Here is a 16,874-nt window from a genome sequence, read left to right on the forward strand (position 1 = left end):
GCTGTGCAGAATTCCACTCCTCCGGCAACGCGTCCTGCTTGCATGAGTCGAGGTGGGATGAGGCCGACCGGATTCGAACCGACGGCCTCCCACATGCGGTGAAGGCGCGACAACCACTGCGCTACGAGCCCCATCCCGCCCGCGAGCTCGTACTGGCCAGCGGTGACGGCCACCGTGAACAGCACGATGATGGTGACCGCGGGCATCTGCACGGGCATCAGGTCAGGGAGGGTTCCGGGCACTGGCCGGCGGGCCGGGAGGCCTGGGAAGGTTCCGGGCACGAGGGGTCGGGCGGTGCCTCCGAGCGACCCCTTGGTGCATTCGACGGAGCTACGGCAACCCGCTCGTGGCGCTGTCCTGCGTCCATGCCGAACCCGTTCCCCGGGTCTTCCGGGACGGCGGCGCGCTGTTCGCGGACGGCTCCACCTTCACCCCGGCGCGGATCCGCCTGTCGGCGTGCGAGCTGAAATGCGGGCGCGGGGGAGCCGGGTTGCAGGGCGGCCGGGGGCTGCGGTGGAATCGGGCGGGCTGCGCACCTGCGGTCCAGGCGGGGAGGGATCGGTTCATGGACGGGACGACAGCGCTGGACGGCGTGCTGCGGCAGGCACACGTGGTCCAGGTGAGCGGGGTCGGGGTGGACGGAGAGATCCGAGTGGACCTCTCCGATCCGGCGGAGTCGGCCCGGCTCAGGACGGCCATGACCGTGGAATCGCTGCCCGGGTCCCACTGCATGTGCCTCGGGGACGTCCGCTTCGAGGTGTTCGATCGGGATGGCGGGCGGCTTGCAGTCGTTGTCCTGCACCACGGGGCGACACTGAGGTGGGGGCGGTGGGAGGGCGACGCCGTCCTCGCCGACGGCCGCTTGCTCCTGACGTGGCTGGACGGGCACGGGATGCCCGGCCCCATGCAGCAGTTCGAGGCCGATCGGCAGCGAGCGGAGAAAGGGGTCGAAGAGGAGCGCACCTGGCTGGCCGCGATGCCCGCCGGACTGGAGGGGCTCGCCGACCGGATCCTTGACCTCTCCCGCACTGGCGGCAGGCCTTCCCCTGAATTGCTCGCGGAACTCACGGACCGACTGCAGCTGACGTTCTCCGACCCGGTGGAGCGGGTACTGGCCCTGCTCGCCTGGCACGGTTCCGGCAGCGGGCGCTGTTCCGGCTACCCCCTCCACGAGGGCGTGCCTGGCGAGCTGCTTGGCAGGGTGCCGATCGCCGACCTGCTCGCCGGGCTGGCCGACCCGCGGTCTGAGGAACGGCACGACGCCGGGGCCGTGCGGTATCTGGTGGGCTGGAAGGCCCGCTCGCACCAGAAGCGGGACGTCGCCGGCCTGCCCGAACCGCTGCGCGCCCGCCTGCTGGCGCACGCCCGCAGCTCTGGAGACTCCGACAAGCAGCGCCGCGCAGAACGATGGTTGGCATCCCCACGGGCCTGAAACCCGCCGGAGTGTTCAGTGGTCGGTGAAGGCTGCGCGGTCGGCAACAGGGAGTTTGCTCGTGCGGGGATGGTCCCGCGCCCCCAGGGGATCAGATATCGCAACATCTGCTCCGCTGCGACGGAAGCAAGAGCGATGAGCACTTGATCTTTCAACTGTCCCCCCCCCGTGAGCTGATCTGTCTGCGAGCGCTGAGCCCCGCGGCCACACCGGTCGTCCCACAGGACTGCGCCCTTTCCCCTGGCAACGACCGTCGGTTTACCGCGCGACGTCACCGACTCCGCAGCTTCCAGCTGGACGAGGTCGCAGACCTCCGTCCCACACGGCTCTGCGATCCGCAGGTCACGCCGCGCCGGACTCGGGGGCCGTAATGGCTCGCGGCTCGCGGAAAGATGCCCGGTGACGGCATCACTCACGTGGCTGACGCGGTATCCCTAGACCGTCCACGATTCACCCCATCGCGTGACGGGATACTTTTACGGTGTGGAAACCGAGGGGAGGGAAAATGAGCCGTATCGCCGAATTGTGGGCCGCCGGAGACGTGCCGGAGTGGGACGGGTTGTATCGGGCGGACGGTTCGGCACGCGAGGTTGAAATCGACTCCGCCGCGCTGTCGTGGTTCGACCTGGGAGCGCCGCTCGATCTGGAGGAGTTGCTGCGTGGCGACCCCGAAGGGATGACCACGTACGGCATTCACCCCGACTGCTTTGCCGAGCTGCCGGATGGCTCCGGCTTCGTGTGTGGGGGCGATGGGGCCCATGGCTCGGAGGGCTTCTTCGCACGGCTCGACACCGACAGGAATCTCGTGTGGGTGGTGTCGATGGGCGACTCGAACCCGTTCGAGAAGGTGGAGGTCCACGGAACGGCCGCCCGGTTCTTCAACAGCCTCGGCAACTCGATCGAGATTGATCTGACGGATCATGACTTCCAACTCTGAGCAGACACGGACCGAGAGCGGCAAAGGTCACCACCGATAGGGTCCCGCTTACGGAACGCTGTTGTTTTGATGCCGTGCTGCTCTCCGTGAACGTGGGGATGGCCCCACGGACCATGTCTCGTACACCGAGTGGGTCTTACTGGCAGTTTCGGAACGAGTCTGTCCGAGTGCTCCAGGTGGCAACTGGCGGAGGTGAGTTGACACCTTGACACCTTGACGCCGGCCCTGCGCATGCGGCCTTGCTGATCGTTCCCGAATGAGTCTCCCTTGACATCACTCAGCCTTCGCTGGCAGGAGACGATGAGCTACTGAGGCATCTCAGACGCCTACGAAGATCATTCTGGAGCGATCGCTAACGTGGCGTTGATGGAGGGGGTTGATGAGTGTGGGGGAGTGGAGTCGGGCGGAAGCGGTCGCGCTCGTGCAGCGGATCATGGAGGCGGCCTGCTCTTCTGAGGACGAGGTGAACGACTGTCTGGACAGGCTCGACAGGGCTCTGGCCTGCCCGTCCGGCTACGTCAGCGGTTTGGTCTTCTGGCCGTCGGAGCGGGAGTTGTCAGCCGGGGAAGTGGTTGATCAGGCTTTGGCGTACCGGCCGATTGCCTTGTGAGGCCGGAATCCAGCTACGGAGCCAGATCACAAGGAAGCGGGGAGGGGACATCGCCGAGGGTGTGCGAGAGCGGCCGAGCTCCGTGGTGCCGGCGATGAGGCACGGTGGTCGTTACCGGGGCGGCACGCTGCTCGTCACCATGGGCCGGCGGCACGGCGGTTGCCACCGGTTGCGGCCCCCGCGTTCCGGTCACCGTCGGCGCAACTCACTGAACCAGCGCACGATCGCCGACGTGGCCTCGACATTGGACCCCAGGTGACGGGATCCGTGGTACTCGACAGAGCCGAGATCGACGACCGGCGCGACCACGCCACTCCTGAGCAGAGCCGCTTGGCAGTGTTCGGTGTTGGCGGTGACGGCCTGCTCGTCCCCGGTCGCCATGTAGAGACGGACCGGGGTCCGGGGAGCCCAGTCGGTGCATACGGCGTCGGTTGTGCGCAGCGCCGTCGCCAGTGCCCCCTTCGGGTGTGCGAGCATCTCGCGGCCGTGCTCGGTCAGCAGCTGGTCCAGAGCTCCCGGGGTGCCTACTCAACTTGATTGGGTGATGTCGGGTGGTGTGGGCTATCGGTCACCTGCGCTGGTGGCCGCTGGCCCATATGGGCCGGCGCTCGGTGTGCATACTGTGACCAGCAGAGGGGCCGTCGTCCGACCGAACGGCGATGGGTGGGGCCGATGGCCACGGGCCGGGCCGGACGATCAAGGAGACCAGCGATGGATGTCGAGGAAAGCTGGCGCCGTTACGGGCTTCGCCCCGTCGGCGCGGACCTCGACGAGATCCGTGCACTCCTCAGAGAGCACACGGCGCGTGAGCGACACGTCCAGGGCGAGGGCGACACCGAGCTGATGAGGCTCTGCTGCTTCCAGCTGTTCAACAGCGGCGACCTCGACGACGTGCTCCTGATCTGGAGTGCGAAGCAAGCCAGCTTCGACGCAGCGTGCTCGATCGATATCGAATTCCTGCTTGGGCACGGGCTCGACGCGACGAAGGCTCATCTCTCGGCCAACCGTGCACCTTCTGCCGCGGCGGCGCTGGATCGACTGCGCAAGCTCGAGGCGGACGGTGAATTCGAGGGCTTCTCAGTGGAGGAGCGCTCCGCCTCCTACGACCGGTACTACGGCGACTGACGATTCTGCAGCGCAGCGCCGCTCAGCCGTCCGTGATGAGGCCGGTGCCCGCAAGGCAGCCGTCGACGAGGTCCGCGCGGTACTGGATCTGCTTGAGCCGGCGCTTCACGGCCTTGGTGATCTGGCCCAGGTCGGCTGCGGCGAGGTTGCCGATGTCGCGTTTGACCAGCGACCAGATGCCCTCCTGCGGGTTCAGGTCCGGCGCGTAGGTGGGCAGCTGGAACAGGGTGAGCCAGGCGGCGTTCGCGGCGATGAACTCCCGCATCCCGGCGGTCAGGTGGAGGCGGACGTTGTCCCAGACCAGCACGATCGGTCCGCCGAGCTGGATGCGGGCACGTACCAAGAGGTCGCGAAGGTCCCGCCAGCCGAAGCCCTTCGGCTCGCCCTTGCACCCTCGGTACTCGCGGATGGCGTAGATCAGCCGGGACCGCTCGCCCGGCTTGTAGCAGGCCATACCCGCCATCGACACCCGTCCGGAACCCCGGCCGCGAACCCGGACGACCGGGGTCTGGCCGATTCGCCCCCAGGTTCTGGAGCGCGGCGGCGTCATCGACTGGCCGGCCTCATCCTCGAAGACGATCCAGCCGTTACATGCCGCCGCACAGCTCTTACCCGCGGCCAGACCTCCTTCTTCCACAGCTCGACCGCCGCATCGTCGCGCTCGATCGCCCGGCGGGTGGGCTGCTGCCACGACCAGCCGTGCCGCTTCAGCAGCCGCCACGTGCCCTCCACCGTGTACGAAACGTGGAACAGTCGACCGATCAGCGTCTTGACTCGCGCCAGCGTCCACCGCTGATCGGCCCAGCCGTGGACGAGCGGTCCACGCTCCAACTCCCACTCCAGTCTCGCAATCTGAACCGGGCTGAGCCTGGGACGTCCGGGCGATCCCTTCGACAGGATCCCGGCCTCGCCTCGCTCGCGCCAGGCCCGGCGCCACCGCTCCACCGACCGCTCGCTCACCCGCAGCGCGGCAGCGATCTTCCGGTTCTTCTCCCCGCCCTCGAAGCGCTCCACGGCCTGCAGCCGGATCCGCTCCCGCGCGGCCCTCTCCGCGTCGTCAGCCCGCCGCCCTGCGCGTACCTCACAGCCCCACAGCTACCGCAGCCGACAGGCCGGCGTCAGGTAAACATCCCCGACATCACCCAATCAAGTTCAGTATGCTGCCGGGGTGGATATTCCTTCGGTGGACGAAATCCGTGCGATGCACATGAAGCACGCACCCCACGAGGAAGCGTTTGATCTTGTCTTCACGCATTGCGAAATCGTCTGGAAGGTAGCAGAACGGATCATTTCCCTTTCGGGCTGGGATGTCGACCCGGAACTGGTGCGCGCAGGATGCCTGCTGCACGACATCGGGGTGTACCGCTTGTACGACGCCGACGGACGGATGGGCGGGCAGAACTATGTCCGCCACGGCCTGCTGGGCCATGAAATCCTCGAAGCCGAGGGGCTGCCGGAGGAATTGTGCAGGTTCTGTTCGTGCCATACGGGAGTCGGACTGACCAAAGAGGATATCCTCGCCCAGGGTCTTCCTCTGCCGCCGGCCGACTACATCGCAGTCACGCCGGAAGAGCAACTGGTGATGTATGCGGACAAATTCCACAGCAAGACCACGCCGCCGAAGTTCGTCTCCCCCAAGACCTATGCGGCATACGTGGGGCGCTTCGGCCGGGGCAAAGTCGAGGCATTCGAAGCATTGTGCGCACGCTTCGGCGCTCCCGAACTGGAGGCCCTAGCCGCTTCGTACGGTCATGCTCTCACCTGAAGGCAATCGGGCGCAGCGGCAAGCGGTGGTGCACCTGATGGTGCGTGCCGACAGGCGGGGGAGTGGGTTCGGGGGCCGGCGCGGCCCTGGCTGAGCAGGCCGCTCTGTCGCCGGCGACACCGTACGTCCATGGCCAGCACCCACCGATACCCGAACCCATGTCCTCAGAGCACGGCCTCCACCGCCGCATGATCCGTGACGAGAACCACCCACAACCGGCCCCCTGGACAACCGCCCTACGGGGTCAAAGGAGATGTGGGGGCGAACAACACACTCGCCGTCTTCCTGGGAGCCCTCGCCGCGTGGGTGGACGACTCCCCGGGCTGGTATCGGAACTTCGGCAAAGAGATTCCAGCAGGCGGTGACCGGGCCTTCATCGCCCGCGCGCTCCAAGCAGCCAAGGTCTACGAGTAGTCCATAGCGTCCTCTTCCCGGTCGTCCTTCCTCCTCCCCCGGCTTCGTCCGGGGGAGGGGAGGGCGCGGATCAGCGATTCGCCTCGAACTTCTTGTCGTCGGTGAGGTACCGCTGGAAGAAGGCGGCGATGTAAGCCGCGCCAATGTGGCGTTGGCCGGCTTCGGTCAGTTGGGTCTCATAGGTGGAGCCACCGGGCTCGGTGCACTGGCCGGGATGGGCGGCGTCGTGGCCGGCGTCGTCGCGAGCGGCGACCTGCCCGCTGGCCGGCGACCACTGTGTGTTGAAGTAGTTGTGATTCGCGCCGCGCATCTCGAACCGGTGGAAGCCGGCGGAGCTCTTGGCGGTCGCGTCGGCGGCGAAGGAGAGAGCTTCACGTCCGACCTGACCGTCGCAGGTCCCGCGGATCACGGCCACGGGCGTCTTGGTGATCTCGTACGCGGCCATGTCCTCGGTCATGACGTTGTAGGCGGGGGCCAGGGCCATGACCGACCTGACCTTGACGCCGGCGGGCCACTGGGCCTGGTGACGGTCTGATGCTTGCCATGTCACGCCTGCGCCGCCGCGCGAGTGACCCATGGTGCCGACCTTGTTCAGGTCGACGCGGTGCCTGAAGTCGATGCGCTGCGCCTTACCTGTGACCGCGTCGCGGAATGCGCCGTCGAGACCGCCACGGCCCGAGGCGTTGAGCTTCTGCCACAGGGCGAGGTGCTTGTTGATCAGATCGGCTCGTGCGGAGGCGTTGTCATCGCCCGACACCGACGAGGCGTTGATGCCGTTGGCGCGGATGGACACCACGATGAAGCCGCGAGCGGCCAGTTCTTCGCCGAGGTAGTCGTAACCGCGCTCGTTGGCGATGGGGCGGGTGCCGGGGGCGCAGGGCCAGCTGAACAGCTTCTGGGAGGCGGCCGCGTAGGCGTCCCAGTCCTCGGCCTGCTCGGCGGCGTCGCGGGCTGCCGCCGCCGACCGGTCCGCGCAGGTCTCGTGCCAGCCGTGCAGTTGGACGACGAGCGGCCGCGGCGTGGTGCCGAGATCCTTCGGGTAGTGCACGATCGCGGCCATCTCGACCGGTTCCCCGGTTTTCGGCAGCCGATAAGCCCGGTCCCCCAGGTCGTAGGTGACGGAAGCGATGCCCCGCGCCCCCCGGGCCGGGTCGTCGAGGGGCGCGGCGGATGCGGGGCTCCCCGCCGGGGCCTGCGCCAGGACGAGGGTCACCGTGGAAGCGGCGAGTGTGCGGGCCCGTATCAGGCGTCGCCGAGAAGCTGTGGCTGTGTCGCAGTGCTGCAAAGGACGGTCTCCGTGAACGGTGAGGAGTGGCGGCGTCGACAGGTAGTGGCCGTGCGCCGGATGGTGTCGTCATTCCGGAAGATTGCTGGACGAGGTCCGGGGTTGCTTGGCCGCGGCATAACCACCATGTTGTCCGGAACATGCTGCTTGTCAGCCCTGTCAGCCCTGTTGGTCCTACCTGCCCTGTCGGTCCTGTCGCGCTCAGGCGTGGCGCCTGATGGTCCTCCGGATCCAGTCGGCGTAGGCCGGCACGTCGGTGTAGAGGCCCGGTCCGGCCGAGCACGCGACCCCCGGCACGCCGGGGCCCGAGGTGGCTCCGATGAGCTCCCACCGTCCCTGCCTGTCCTTCTGGAGTTGCGGCCCGCCGGAGTCCCCGAAACACGCCATGGCCTCGGGCACGCGGCTGACCGTGCACAGCCGGGTCCGGCCCGCATAGCCGGGGGCGCACTCGGCCTCGGTACCCCTGCGCGTCTCGAGCTCCTGCAATCGCTCCGCGAACTTCAGTCCGGTGTCGACGGTGGTTCCGAATCCCAGGATCCGTGTCGGGGTGCCAGGCTGCCCGACCCGCTTTGCGATCCGGACGGGCTTCTCGGCGACCGGGCGATCCAGGAGGACCAGCGCGATGTCGTCCTGGTTGGCAGCCTGTCCTTCACCGTTCACATAGCCCGGATGAACGACGGTACGCTCGATGGCCCGGACGGTCCCCCCGGACTTCCGCTCCTTGCTGCCGATCCGGACGATGCCCTCCAGCTCGAGGCCGGCGCCCTGCACGCAGTGAGCCGCGGTCAGCACCCACTGAGGATCGATCAGCGACGCCCCGCAGTTACCGTCGTGCACCCCCTGCTCCGGAGCCGATTCCGGGATCATCGCCATGAACGGGTAACGCTCCGTGGAATCGGTCCCGTTGACGATCGCTCCGGCGCTGTCGGTCATCAGGGTGGTGCACATGGTGACGGCGAGAGCGCCGACGGCAGTGGAGCGCGCCGCGCGGCGGCCGACGGATCGCAAGCTGAACATAAGGGACCTTCCCGTAGGGGTTCGGGTGTGTCCGTCCACCCTGCTCGGTTCAAGATCCACCGACCATCCGGTTAGCGGCCCGAGCTCAGTGGGGGTATCCCCCTCGCGTTCCTCAGCCGGGCGTCGGGGGTTAACCCCCGACCCGTACCAGGGGTGACCTCTGGAGGAAGCCGGTGGACCACCCCAGCGCGGTCCGCCCCTCAGCGCACGAAGATCACTTCATCGGCGCAGAAAGCCGCCGCACGCAAGGAGCGATCAGCATGTACGGGTACAGGAAGAGGACCGGCCGGCGAGGAGTGCTCGCGCTCACGGGAGTGGTCGCCGCCACGACGCTGGCCACCGCGGTGGCTTCCGCGGCACCGGTCGTACAAGCGGTCCCGACCGCACCCGACGCATCAGCCGTCTCGACCGACCCACTCGCCGCATCAGCCGTCCCGGCCGACCTTGTGGCAGCAGGCCAAGACGCGGCCGTCGTACGGTCCCTGGAACGGGTCGCACACCCGCTGCGCGCCACGGACCCCGGCGGTCGGACCGCAGACCTCCGGGCGCTGAGCAGTATGGTCGGGGACGCGAAGGTGGTGGGGCTGGGCGAGGCCACGCACGGTTCGCACGAGTTCTTCGCCATGAAGGAACGCACTTTCCGGCACCTCGTCGAGGAGCGCGGCTTCACCACCTTCGCCCTGGAGATGAGCTGGTCGGCAGGGCTCAGGATCGACGAGTACCTCCAGGGCGGTCCCGGCGACCCGCGGCAGATCGCGGAGGCGACGCTGGCCGGATCCCCCTGGGAGCGCGAGGAGTTCGTCAGCCTGATCGGCTGGATGCGCGAGCACAACCGCCGCCATCCCGACCACCGGGTCCACTTCATGGGGGACGACCTCGGAGCGCCGAAGCTCGGCGACCCCATCTTCGAGCGCGTGCTGTCGTCCGTCCGCCAGACCCGGCCGGAGGCGCTGCCCCGGCTCACCGAGCTGTACACCGCGTTGCGTCCCTTCGAGGACATGTTCGCCTACCTGCGCAAGCCGGTCACCGAACGTCAGGGGAACGCCGCACGCGCCCAAGAGGCACTCGACCTGGTCGCCGACCACCAGGAGGACGGCGGCGACGACTACGCGTGGACCGTGCAGCACGCCCGGAACATCGCGCAGACATTCGCCTTCGCCACCGTCGACCTCGCCGACCCGGCCTCGGTCACCGCCGCCGAGCGCCTGCGCGACCAGGCCATGGCCGACAACGTGCTGTGGTGGCATCGCCACACCGGCCACAGGATGCTGCTGTCGGCGCACAACGGCCACATCGGATACCTCTCCACCCATCCGGACACCTACCCGCGGACCCAGGGCGCGGTGCTGCGCGGGCGTCTGGGCCGCGACTACGTCGCGATCGGCTTCAGCTTCGCCGCCGGCTCCTTCCTCACCAAGGACACCTCCCTCGAGGGGGACTGGAATCCGCTCACCGTCCCGGCCGCGCGCGCGGGGATGAACGAGCACACCCTGGACCGGGTCCGGTACCGGGACTTCTACCTCGACCTGCGGACCGCGCCCGCCGCGGCCCGCGCCTGGCTCGACCGCGCCCGCCCGGTCTACGACGCCGGCTCGACCTTCACCCCGGACCCCCTGCCCACCCTGGCCCTCGGCCGGGCCTACGACATCCTCATCCACCTCCACCGGGTCCGCGCGGCCGACAAGCTCGCACCGCCGCCGTACGAGCCGGCCGGCTGACCGCCCCGGACTCGAACCCCGGCGGCTTCCCCGCCCGAGGCGGCTCACCTCCGGCCCTGGAAGCATCCCGCGGGCGTACAGGGCCTGCCCGTCCGGTGGCCGGCAGCCGAGTTTCGCCACCACGGCCGAGTACGTGGATCCCGGGAAGGCGCCGGCCGGGGGTGCCTCTATGTGTGGCCAAGTGTGTGGTCAAGGTCGAGGACCAGTAGGTTCGTGTGGTCGAGGGCGGGGCCGAGTCGTAGGGGGTGTGCATGAGTGATGACCAGGTCACGATCAAGCTCACGAGTGACGAGGCGCTGGTGCTGTCGCACTGGCTGGAGAAGCTGCAGATGACGGACCTCAGCCGGGTTGTCGACGATCCGGCGGTCTGGGCGCCGATCCATCGGATCGCCGGGACGCTCGACAAGACGCTTCCCGACCTGTTCGCGCCTGACTATGACCAGCGGCTTGAGGCCGCGCGTCAGCGGCTTCGGCCGGAGGACTGACCGAGCGGTCTGAACTGCTCCCCTTGGCCGTGGTGGGTTGGGGTTCGTGGAAGGTTTCGTCGCGGAGTATCGCGAAGAGGACGTCAGCCCGGCGTCGGGCGAGGCAGAGCAGGGCGGCTGCCTCGGTGCCCGGGATGGTGACGATCTGTTCGTCCGGGGCGGCGTCGGTCGGCCTTGCGTATCTGGGCCGGGGGTCCGAACCGCTCCAGCAGGGCCAGGACCGGCGGGTGCTGCAACCACGGCCCCAGGATCCCTCCAGCGAGGAATGGATCTGCGCCGGCAGACCGTGAAGCCGGTTGGCGGCGCAGATGATGGTTGCGAGCTGCTCCCACGGCCGTCAGGTCGGTCGGGCCACGGCCTGGCCCGCCACCCGGCCAGAACGCGAAACGGTTCGCCGGCGGAGTCGGCGAACCGTTTCGAGACTTCGAGGCTAGCTCAGCGTCTTCACCGCAGCCGCGTCGTACGGCTTGAGCTCGTCGGTCCGCCCCGCCAGGACCTTCGCCGCCCACTCCGGGTCCTGGAGCAGCGCGCGGCCGACGGCGACCATGTCGAACTCGTCGCGCTCCAGACGGTCGAGGAGGTCGTCGATGCCCTGAACCGGAGCGCCCTCGCCCGCGAAGGCGTGGATGAAGTCACCGTCGAGGCCGACCGAGCCGACGGTGATGGTGGGCTTGCCGGTGAGCTTCTTGGTCCAGCCTGCCAGGTTCAGGTCCGAGCCTTCGAACTCGGATATCCAGTGGCGGCGGGTGGAAGCGTGGAATACGTCGACGCCGGCCGCTGCGAGCGGGGTCAGGATCGCCTCCAGCTCCTCCGGGGTCTCGGCGAGCCGCGCGTCGTAGGCGTCCTGCTTCCACTGCGAGAAGCGGAAGATCACCGGGAAGTCGGGCGAGACGGTCTCGCGGACCGCGGCCACGATCTCGGCCGCGAACTTCGTACGGGCCACGGCGTCGCCGCCGTACGCGTCGGTACGGCGGTTCGTCCCCGCCCACAGGAACTGGTCGATGAGGTAGCCGTGGGCGCCGTGCAGTTCGACGCCGTCGAAGCCGATGCGCTCGGCGGCCGCGGCGGCCTCGGCGAAGGCGCCGATGACGTCGTCCAGGTCCTTCTGGGTCATGGCCTTGCCAGTGCCCTCGGTGCCGTCGGGGCGGATGCCGGAGGGGCCCATGGCCGGGGCGTCGGCGTAGGGTGCCTGACCCTGCTTGCGCACCATGCCGATGTGCCACAGCTGCGGCACGATCGTGCCGCCCGCCGTGTGCACGGCCTCCGCGACCTTCGCCCATCCCGCCAGCTGCTCCTCGCCGTGGAACCGCGGCACACGGTCGCTCTGCCCCGCCGACTCGTGGCCGACGTAGGTCCCCTCGGTGACGATCAGGCCCACGCCGGCGGCGGCGCGGCGGGCGTAGTACGACCGCACGTCCTCGCCGGGGACTCCGCCGGGGGAGAACATGCGCGTCATGGGCGCCATCGCGATGCGGTTCGGGACGGTCAGGCCGTTCAGCGTGACGGGCCGGGACAGGATCTCGGCCGCGCGGGAGGTGGGGGACGCGGTGACGGTCACAGAGACGCTCCTCATGGCTACTACTTGACAACCTTGATGCTTGAGAACTTCATGCAATGGGGAGACGGTAGAGGTAGATGCTTGAGATGGTCAAGTACTTCCGGGTAGAGTGGCCCTCATGACAGAAGGCCCCCGCGTCGACACGGCCCGGCTCATGGAGCTGCTCTCCGTGTCGCTCGGCGTCTACTACGGCGATTTCACCGTCGCGGCGGCGAGTGAGAACCTCACGGCGAGCCAGGGCAAGGCCCTGACCGTGCTGCGCCGGGGACCCGCCGCGATGCGCGCCCTGGCCGAGACCATGGCCTGCGACGCCTCCAACATGACCGGGATCATCGACCGGCTGGAGCAGCGCGGCCTGGTGCGCCGCGAGGCCGACGCCTCCGACCGGCGCGTCAAGAACGTCATCCTCACAGCCGAGGGCGAGCGCGTCACCGACGCGATCCGCGCGAAGATGCGCACCACGCGGGAAGGCCTGGACAGGCTCGACGACCAGGACCGGGACTGCCTGTACACCCTGCTGGAACGGGTCTTCGTCTTCCGGCCCGCCACCTGACCCCGCCACCCTGCGTTTCCTCGACGACGCCTCCGAAGCCCTGTTCGCGGCCACGTCCCCGCCTGCGCGGGGGCGGGCCCTTCACGCCCACAGCCATCCCCGAGAGGGTCGGCTGCTCCCCGCCCCTGCGGGGGCGTCGCGGCTGCCGTTTCGAGCCGTGCCTCCTGTTCTGATGGACGCGTGGGTCCTCATGGGTTCCTACTGCGATGCGAGTGGGGGCAGTGGTTCGCTGGTGGCGTGCCAGGCGGGCGGGAGTGCGGTGGTGCCCGTGCGAGCGGCGATGACCCCGCCCGCGATGGCGCAGGTGGTGTCGATGTCGCCGCGCCCGGCGACGGTGGTCCACAGGCCTTCGTGGAGGTCGTCGAGGTGTCCTGCCGCGCACCACAGGGCGTAGGGGGCGGTGTCGGGTCCGGACATCCGGTAGCCGGATCCCAGGACGTTCGCCGCGTGCTGGACCGAGGTGTGTGCCGGCATCCGGGCCGCGATCCGCAGTCCCGATCGGACGTCGCTGTCGGGGAGCCGTGCGGCGACGGCGTGGAGGAAGTCCGGGCGTGCCGGCGCGGGCCCGCCGCGGCTGCGGGTTGCCAGCGCCGCGGCGAGGGCTACGGCCACCGCCGCGGCGACCGCTTCCGGGTGGTGATGCGACACCGCGCTCTGGCGGGCGGCCTGCTCGGTGACGGCGTCGAGGTCGGCGGAGTGCCAGGCGCCGAGCGGGGCGACGCGCATGGCCGCGCCGTTGCCCCAGGAGCCTTGGCCGCCGAACTGTCCGGCGACCACCTCCTGCCAGGGCTCGCCCGCGCCGAGCCGGCGGAGCACGTCGTGCATGGAGGCTCCGTAGCCGCGGTGCGTGTCGTCGGCGTAGGCCTCGGCGAGTCGCCGGGCGAGGCGGTCCTGGTCGACGTCACCGCTGCCCTGGATGAGTTCCCGGACGAGGACGACTGCCTGGGCGGTGTCGTCGCTCCAACGCCACAGTGGCCCTGGGGGCAGGGTCCGTGCTTCCAGGGCTGTGGTGCCTTCACGGCGCAGGATGCCGAACCAGCAGTCGCCGAAGGCATCGCCGAAGGCGAGCCCGGACAGCGAGTCCAGGGCAGCGGTCGGAGGATTGATCATCGGATCAGTATCACAAGGCAACTGCGTCCCCGGCACTCCGATTTCGGCACGGCATGGACGTGCTCCGCGTCCGGCAAGGAGGGGCCCGTCAGTAGGTACCCCACCGTCGCCGACGACTGGAGCGACTGGACTGTGGCCTTGCCTCTTGACCGGGAGTGTCACTACCTGGGCGTGGTGAGTGGTGTCGTCGTGCTGTGCGCCCTCGACACGGAGACGCACGGTGCCTGTGCCGGCGGCGACCCCGGCTCGTACCCCGGCCCGGGGCCGGGCCGCACATATGTCGAGCTGGTCGGCGGTCCGATGGGGGGGGCGACCTGTTCTTCTTCTACGAACTTGGAGGGCTTCCGTTGATCGAGGACTTGTCGAGGTCTCGGCTGTCGGTCGTCGGTCAACGCGATCGTCGAGGCCGCCGGAAGACCGTTCGCGCTCGTCCCCGGCGGACAACGTCCTGCTTGGCTTCGACTCCGAATCCTGGACACCGGCCGACGAAGAGATTCTGTCCTGTCTCGGGAGCCATCGAGCGTCGACCCCGTTCCCCGAGTACGCCGACACGGAAGACCCACGGGGGCGTGGCTCACGGCCCCTACCGCCTACGACACGATCACCGACGAGCCGGTACGGACCGGACGGCCTCTGCCCACCCCCGATGAATGGGAGCACGCCTACGCGTTCGGCGCACGGGGCCTGTTCCCCTGGGGTGACCGCATGCCGACCCGGTGGCTCGAACACGAAGTCATCCTTGTCATGCCGACGGCGTCCGGCGTCCCCCAGACGGCGCCGATGCTGCCGGGACTCCACATGGCGCAGGACTCCTACAAGGGGGCTGACCACCGGCCGCCGTGAGGTTCGCGGTGCCGATGGTGGCGGTGCCGAGTGCGGCGGCGAACCCTGGTTCAGCACGTGGTTGATTCGGGCGGGCTCCTATCGCGACCCCGGACAGGGCGACTTCGTCGCGCGGCGCCCGCACACCCACGGCACCCTCGTCAGGCATGTCATCCCGCTGGATGGACGGCGGTGGAAGGCCCATGACCGCTGGTCGTCCCGTACGGCGAGCGCGAGGCCCAGACGCACTGCTTCCCGGGCCTGCGCGGACGGCTCCCTCGGATGGCTGCTCCTTTCCCCCGCCTGGACTCGCTCGCTGCGCCGCTTTGCGGTCGCCGCCCTACGCTCGAGACATGCGACGCCGCCAGATGCACATGTCCAGCGAGGCCCAGGACGCCCTGCTCAAGGCACTGCAGCAGCTCCGGGCAGAGCTGAAAGCCCCTACGGAATTTCCCGCCCACGTGCTCGAAGCGGCGGAGGACGCCAAAGCCGCGCTCCGGCTGCCCGACAAGGACGCCACCCACCTGCCGTTGTTCACGATCGACCCGCCGACCTCGAAGGACCTCGACCAGGCCATGTACCTGGAGCGGCGGCCCGGCGGCGGGTACCGCGTGCACTACGCCATCGCCGACGTGGCGGCCTTCGTCAAGCCCGGCAGCCCGCTGGACGCCGAGGCCCACGACCGGATCGAGACGCTGTACTTCCCCGACCTCAAGGTGCCCCTGTACCCGCCCTCGATCTCCGAGGGACCCGCCAGCCTGCTCCCGGGCCAGGTCGTCCCCGCCCTGCTGTGGCAGCACGACCTCGACGCCGACGGCAACGTGACCGACTCGACCGTGAGCCGAGCCAAGGTCTGCAGCCAGGCCAAGCTCAACTACGCGGGGGTCCAACATGACATCGAGGCCGGTACTGCCGAGGAGTCCGTCGCCCTGCTGCGCGAGATCGGCAAGCTGAGGGAAGCTGTCGAGGCCGCGCGCGGCGGGGTCTCGGTGAACCTGCCGGACCAGGAGGTCACCCTGGAGGACGGATCGTTCCGGCTGAGCTACGTGGCGACACTGCCCGTGGAGGGCTGGAACGAGCAGATCTCCCTCATGACCGGAATGGCCGCCGCCCGGATCATGCTGGACAGCGGCACCGGGATCCTGCGCACCCAGAAGGAGCAGGACGACCAGGACGTCATCCGGCGCGTGCACGACACCGCAAAGCTGCTGGGCATCGACTGGAAGCCCGGCGTCTTGTACGCCGCGCTGGTCAACTCCCTCGATCCGGGCGACCAGAAGCACATGGCGTTCCTCAGCGAGGCAACCGCCATGTTGCTCAAGGCGGAGTACACCACCTTCCGCGATCACCACATCCCGAAGTACACGCGCCACGCGGCGATCGCGGCCCCGTACACCTACTGCACGGCCCCGCTGCGGCGCCTGATCGACCGGTACGCCGGTGAGCTGTGCGTGGCCGCGTGCGCCGACCAGGCACCGCCGACCTGGGTGCTCGACGCCCTGTACTGCCTGCCGTGCGACATGGCGCGGGGGAAGGGGAAGGTGGCGGACCGGCGCGTGGTGGACCTGGCGGAGGCCGCCCTGCTCAAGGACCGGGTGGGCGAGGTTTTCAGCGGCACGGTCATCAACACCGACGCGGAGGACGGCAACCCGAAGGTGGGCACGGTGCACCTGGCGGAACCCGCCGTGATGGGCAAGATCACGTCTGGTGCCAAGCTCGGCCTGGGCACGAGCGTCCAGGCCAAACTCACGCGGGCAGACCCCCTCTTCTCCGGCAATCACAAGATCCTCTTCAACACGGTGTAGCGGCCCGTCGCCTCTGGCGGGCCGGGGCCGCCCGCGCCACTCGCACCGACGCGAGGCGGGCCGCGCGGGCCGTCGGCGTGGGAGCCGGATCCGGTCGCCTCGCCGGTGCCGCCCGCTGGGGCGGGAACACCGCTCAGCCCCTTCTCGAAGTGGACTGGACAGCCCCGGCGAACTCTCGTCCGCCGAGTGGCTCCGTACGCGAGAGGGAACAGCAGCCGTTCGCCACTTCGGGGGGCGG

General features: G+C 69.1%; 17 protein-coding genes and 1 tRNA gene. 10 read left to right on the top strand and 8 right to left on the bottom strand.

Annotated elements, in window-relative coordinates:
- Nucleotides 1-58 precede the first annotated feature (58 nt).
- A tRNA-Ala gene (locus BLW86_RS38475) sits at nt 59-132 on the bottom strand.
- A gap of 214 nt (nt 133-346) precedes the next feature.
- Here BLW86_RS38475 and BLW86_RS38480 point away from each other — a divergent pair.
- From BLW86_RS38480 to BLW86_RS38490, 3 genes are all read left to right on the top strand, one after another.
- Nucleotides 347-1,432, top strand: a complete 1,086-nt coding sequence (locus BLW86_RS38480) for a hypothetical protein (RefSeq protein ID WP_093878298.1) — start codon at nt 347-349, stop codon at nt 1,430-1,432.
- Between the two features lie 505 nt (nt 1,433-1,937).
- Nucleotides 1,938-2,369 carry a hypothetical protein gene (locus BLW86_RS38485; RefSeq protein WP_093878299.1) on the top strand — a complete coding sequence of 144 codons (432 nt, stop codon included), beginning with the start codon at nt 1,938-1,940 and terminating at the stop codon, nt 2,367-2,369.
- Between the two features lie 379 nt (nt 2,370-2,748).
- Nucleotides 2,749-2,979, top strand: a complete 231-nt coding sequence (locus BLW86_RS38490) for a bacteriocin immunity protein (protein WP_093878300.1) — start codon at nt 2,749-2,751, stop codon at nt 2,977-2,979.
- A gap of 189 nt (nt 2,980-3,168) precedes the next feature.
- Here BLW86_RS38490 and BLW86_RS38495 read toward each other — a convergent pair whose 3' ends face one another.
- Nucleotides 3,169-3,360 (bottom strand): hypothetical protein, encoded by a 192-nt coding sequence (locus tag BLW86_RS38495; protein ID WP_143060332.1) that lies wholly within the window; start codon nt 3,358-3,360, stop codon nt 3,169-3,171.
- A gap of 330 nt (nt 3,361-3,690) precedes the next feature.
- Here BLW86_RS38495 and BLW86_RS38500 point away from each other — a divergent pair, with 330 nt between their 5' ends.
- Nucleotides 3,691-4,104: a hypothetical protein gene (locus BLW86_RS38500; RefSeq protein WP_093878302.1), complete on the top strand. Its 414-nt coding sequence runs from the start codon at nt 3,691-3,693 to the stop codon at nt 4,102-4,104.
- 22 nt (nt 4,105-4,126) lie between these two features.
- Here the strand turns inward: BLW86_RS38500 and BLW86_RS38505 are convergent, their stop codons facing one another.
- Complete coding sequence (locus BLW86_RS38505) at nt 4,127-4,654, bottom strand: transposase (RefSeq protein WP_256341597.1); 528 nt, start codon at nt 4,652-4,654, stop codon at nt 4,127-4,129.
- Nucleotides 4,651-5,118: a winged helix-turn-helix domain-containing protein gene (locus tag BLW86_RS38510; RefSeq protein ID WP_256341598.1), complete on the bottom strand. Its 468-nt coding sequence runs from the start codon at nt 5,116-5,118 to the stop codon at nt 4,651-4,653. The genes BLW86_RS38505 and BLW86_RS38510 overlap by 4 nt, the downstream gene beginning before the upstream one ends.
- Before the next feature lie 154 nt (nt 5,119-5,272).
- On the opposite strand from BLW86_RS38510, the gene BLW86_RS38515 reads away from it, so the two are divergent.
- A complete protein-coding gene (locus tag BLW86_RS38515) occupies nt 5,273-5,869 on the top strand; it encodes an HD domain-containing protein (RefSeq protein WP_093878305.1) in 597 nt (198 codons plus the stop codon).
- Between the two features lie 255 nt (nt 5,870-6,124).
- A complete protein-coding gene (locus BLW86_RS42365) occupies nt 6,125-6,283 on the top strand; it encodes a DUF7660 family protein (RefSeq protein ID WP_177181891.1) in 159 nt (52 codons plus the stop codon).
- A 70-nt stretch (nt 6,284-6,353) separates the two neighbouring features.
- On the opposite strand, the gene BLW86_RS38520 is transcribed toward BLW86_RS42365, so the two are convergent.
- Nucleotides 6,354-7,343: an alpha/beta hydrolase gene (locus BLW86_RS38520; protein ID WP_256341599.1), complete on the bottom strand. Its 990-nt coding sequence runs from the start codon at nt 7,341-7,343 to the stop codon at nt 6,354-6,356.
- A 426-nt stretch (nt 7,344-7,769) separates the two neighbouring features.
- The gene (locus BLW86_RS38525; RefSeq protein WP_093878307.1) at nt 7,770-8,585 is read right to left on the bottom strand and encodes a S1 family peptidase; all 816 of its coding nucleotides are present in this window, start codon (nt 8,583-8,585) and stop codon (nt 7,770-7,772) included.
- Between the two features lie 260 nt (nt 8,586-8,845).
- Here BLW86_RS38525 and BLW86_RS38530 point away from each other — a divergent pair, with 260 nt between their 5' ends.
- Entirely contained in the window at nt 8,846-10,303 is a 1,458-nt protein-coding gene (locus BLW86_RS38530; RefSeq protein WP_093878308.1) for an erythromycin esterase family protein, read from the top strand.
- Between the two features lie 251 nt (nt 10,304-10,554).
- Nucleotides 10,555-10,788: a hypothetical protein gene (locus tag BLW86_RS38535; RefSeq protein ID WP_093879103.1), complete on the top strand. Its 234-nt coding sequence runs from the start codon at nt 10,555-10,557 to the stop codon at nt 10,786-10,788.
- A gap of 430 nt (nt 10,789-11,218) precedes the next feature.
- On the opposite strand, the gene BLW86_RS38545 is transcribed toward BLW86_RS38535, so the two are convergent.
- Nucleotides 11,219-12,346 carry an NADH:flavin oxidoreductase gene (locus BLW86_RS38545; RefSeq protein WP_093878309.1) on the bottom strand — a complete coding sequence of 376 codons (1,128 nt, stop codon included), beginning with the start codon at nt 12,344-12,346 and terminating at the stop codon, nt 11,219-11,221.
- Nucleotides 12,347-12,464: 118 nt separating this feature from the next.
- Between BLW86_RS38545 and BLW86_RS38550 the strand changes: the two genes are divergently transcribed.
- Nucleotides 12,465-12,899: a MarR family winged helix-turn-helix transcriptional regulator gene (locus BLW86_RS38550; protein WP_256341600.1), complete on the top strand. Its 435-nt coding sequence runs from the start codon at nt 12,465-12,467 to the stop codon at nt 12,897-12,899.
- A 198-nt stretch (nt 12,900-13,097) separates the two neighbouring features.
- Here the strand turns inward: BLW86_RS38550 and BLW86_RS38555 are convergent, their stop codons facing one another.
- Entirely contained in the window at nt 13,098-14,009 is a 912-nt protein-coding gene (locus tag BLW86_RS38555) for an ADP-ribosylglycohydrolase family protein (RefSeq protein ID WP_093878310.1), read from the bottom strand.
- A 1,175-nt stretch (nt 14,010-15,184) separates the two neighbouring features.
- Between BLW86_RS38555 and BLW86_RS38560 the strand changes: the two genes are divergently transcribed.
- The gene (locus BLW86_RS38560; RefSeq protein WP_093878311.1) at nt 15,185-16,636 is read left to right on the top strand and encodes an RNB domain-containing ribonuclease; all 1,452 of its coding nucleotides are present in this window, start codon (nt 15,185-15,187) and stop codon (nt 16,634-16,636) included.
- Nucleotides 16,637-16,874: the final 238 nt, after the last annotated feature.

The sequence above is a fragment of the Streptomyces sp. TLI_105 genome, assembly GCF_900105415.1.
Taxonomy (GTDB): domain Bacteria; phylum Actinomycetota; class Actinomycetes; order Streptomycetales; family Streptomycetaceae; genus Streptomyces.

What these genes read in the sequence shown, in the direction of transcription:
- BLW86_RS38520 (WP_256341599.1), bottom strand. Translation starts at nt 7,343, where the DNA reads ATGGCCGCGATCGTGCACTACCCGAAGGATCTCGGCACCACGCCGCGG.
- BLW86_RS38490 (WP_093878300.1), top strand. Translation starts at nt 2,749, where the DNA reads ATGAGTGTGGGGGAGTGGAGTCGGGCGGAAGCGGTCGCGCTCGTGCAG.
- BLW86_RS38530 (WP_093878308.1), top strand. Translation starts at nt 8,846, where the DNA reads ATGTACGGGTACAGGAAGAGGACCGGCCGGCGAGGAGTGCTCGCGCTC.
- BLW86_RS38485 (WP_093878299.1), top strand. Translation starts at nt 1,938, where the DNA reads ATGAGCCGTATCGCCGAATTGTGGGCCGCCGGAGACGTGCCGGAGTGG.
- BLW86_RS38535 (WP_093879103.1), top strand. Translation starts at nt 10,555, where the DNA reads ATGAGTGATGACCAGGTCACGATCAAGCTCACGAGTGACGAGGCGCTG.
- BLW86_RS38555 (WP_093878310.1), bottom strand. Translation starts at nt 14,009, where the DNA reads ATGATCAATCCTCCGACCGCTGCCCTGGACTCGCTGTCCGGGCTCGCC.
- BLW86_RS38505 (WP_256341597.1), bottom strand. Translation starts at nt 4,654, where the DNA reads ATGACGCCGCCGCGCTCCAGAACCTGGGGGCGAATCGGCCAGACCCCG.
- BLW86_RS38560 (WP_093878311.1), top strand. Translation starts at nt 15,185, where the DNA reads ATGCGACGCCGCCAGATGCACATGTCCAGCGAGGCCCAGGACGCCCTG.
- BLW86_RS38500 (WP_093878302.1), top strand. Translation starts at nt 3,691, where the DNA reads ATGGATGTCGAGGAAAGCTGGCGCCGTTACGGGCTTCGCCCCGTCGGC.
- BLW86_RS38550 (WP_256341600.1), top strand. Translation starts at nt 12,465, where the DNA reads ATGACAGAAGGCCCCCGCGTCGACACGGCCCGGCTCATGGAGCTGCTC.
- BLW86_RS38495 (WP_143060332.1), bottom strand. Translation starts at nt 3,360, where the DNA reads ATGGCGACCGGGGACGAGCAGGCCGTCACCGCCAACACCGAACACTGC.
- BLW86_RS38525 (WP_093878307.1), bottom strand. Translation starts at nt 8,585, where the DNA reads ATGTTCAGCTTGCGATCCGTCGGCCGCCGCGCGGCGCGCTCCACTGCC.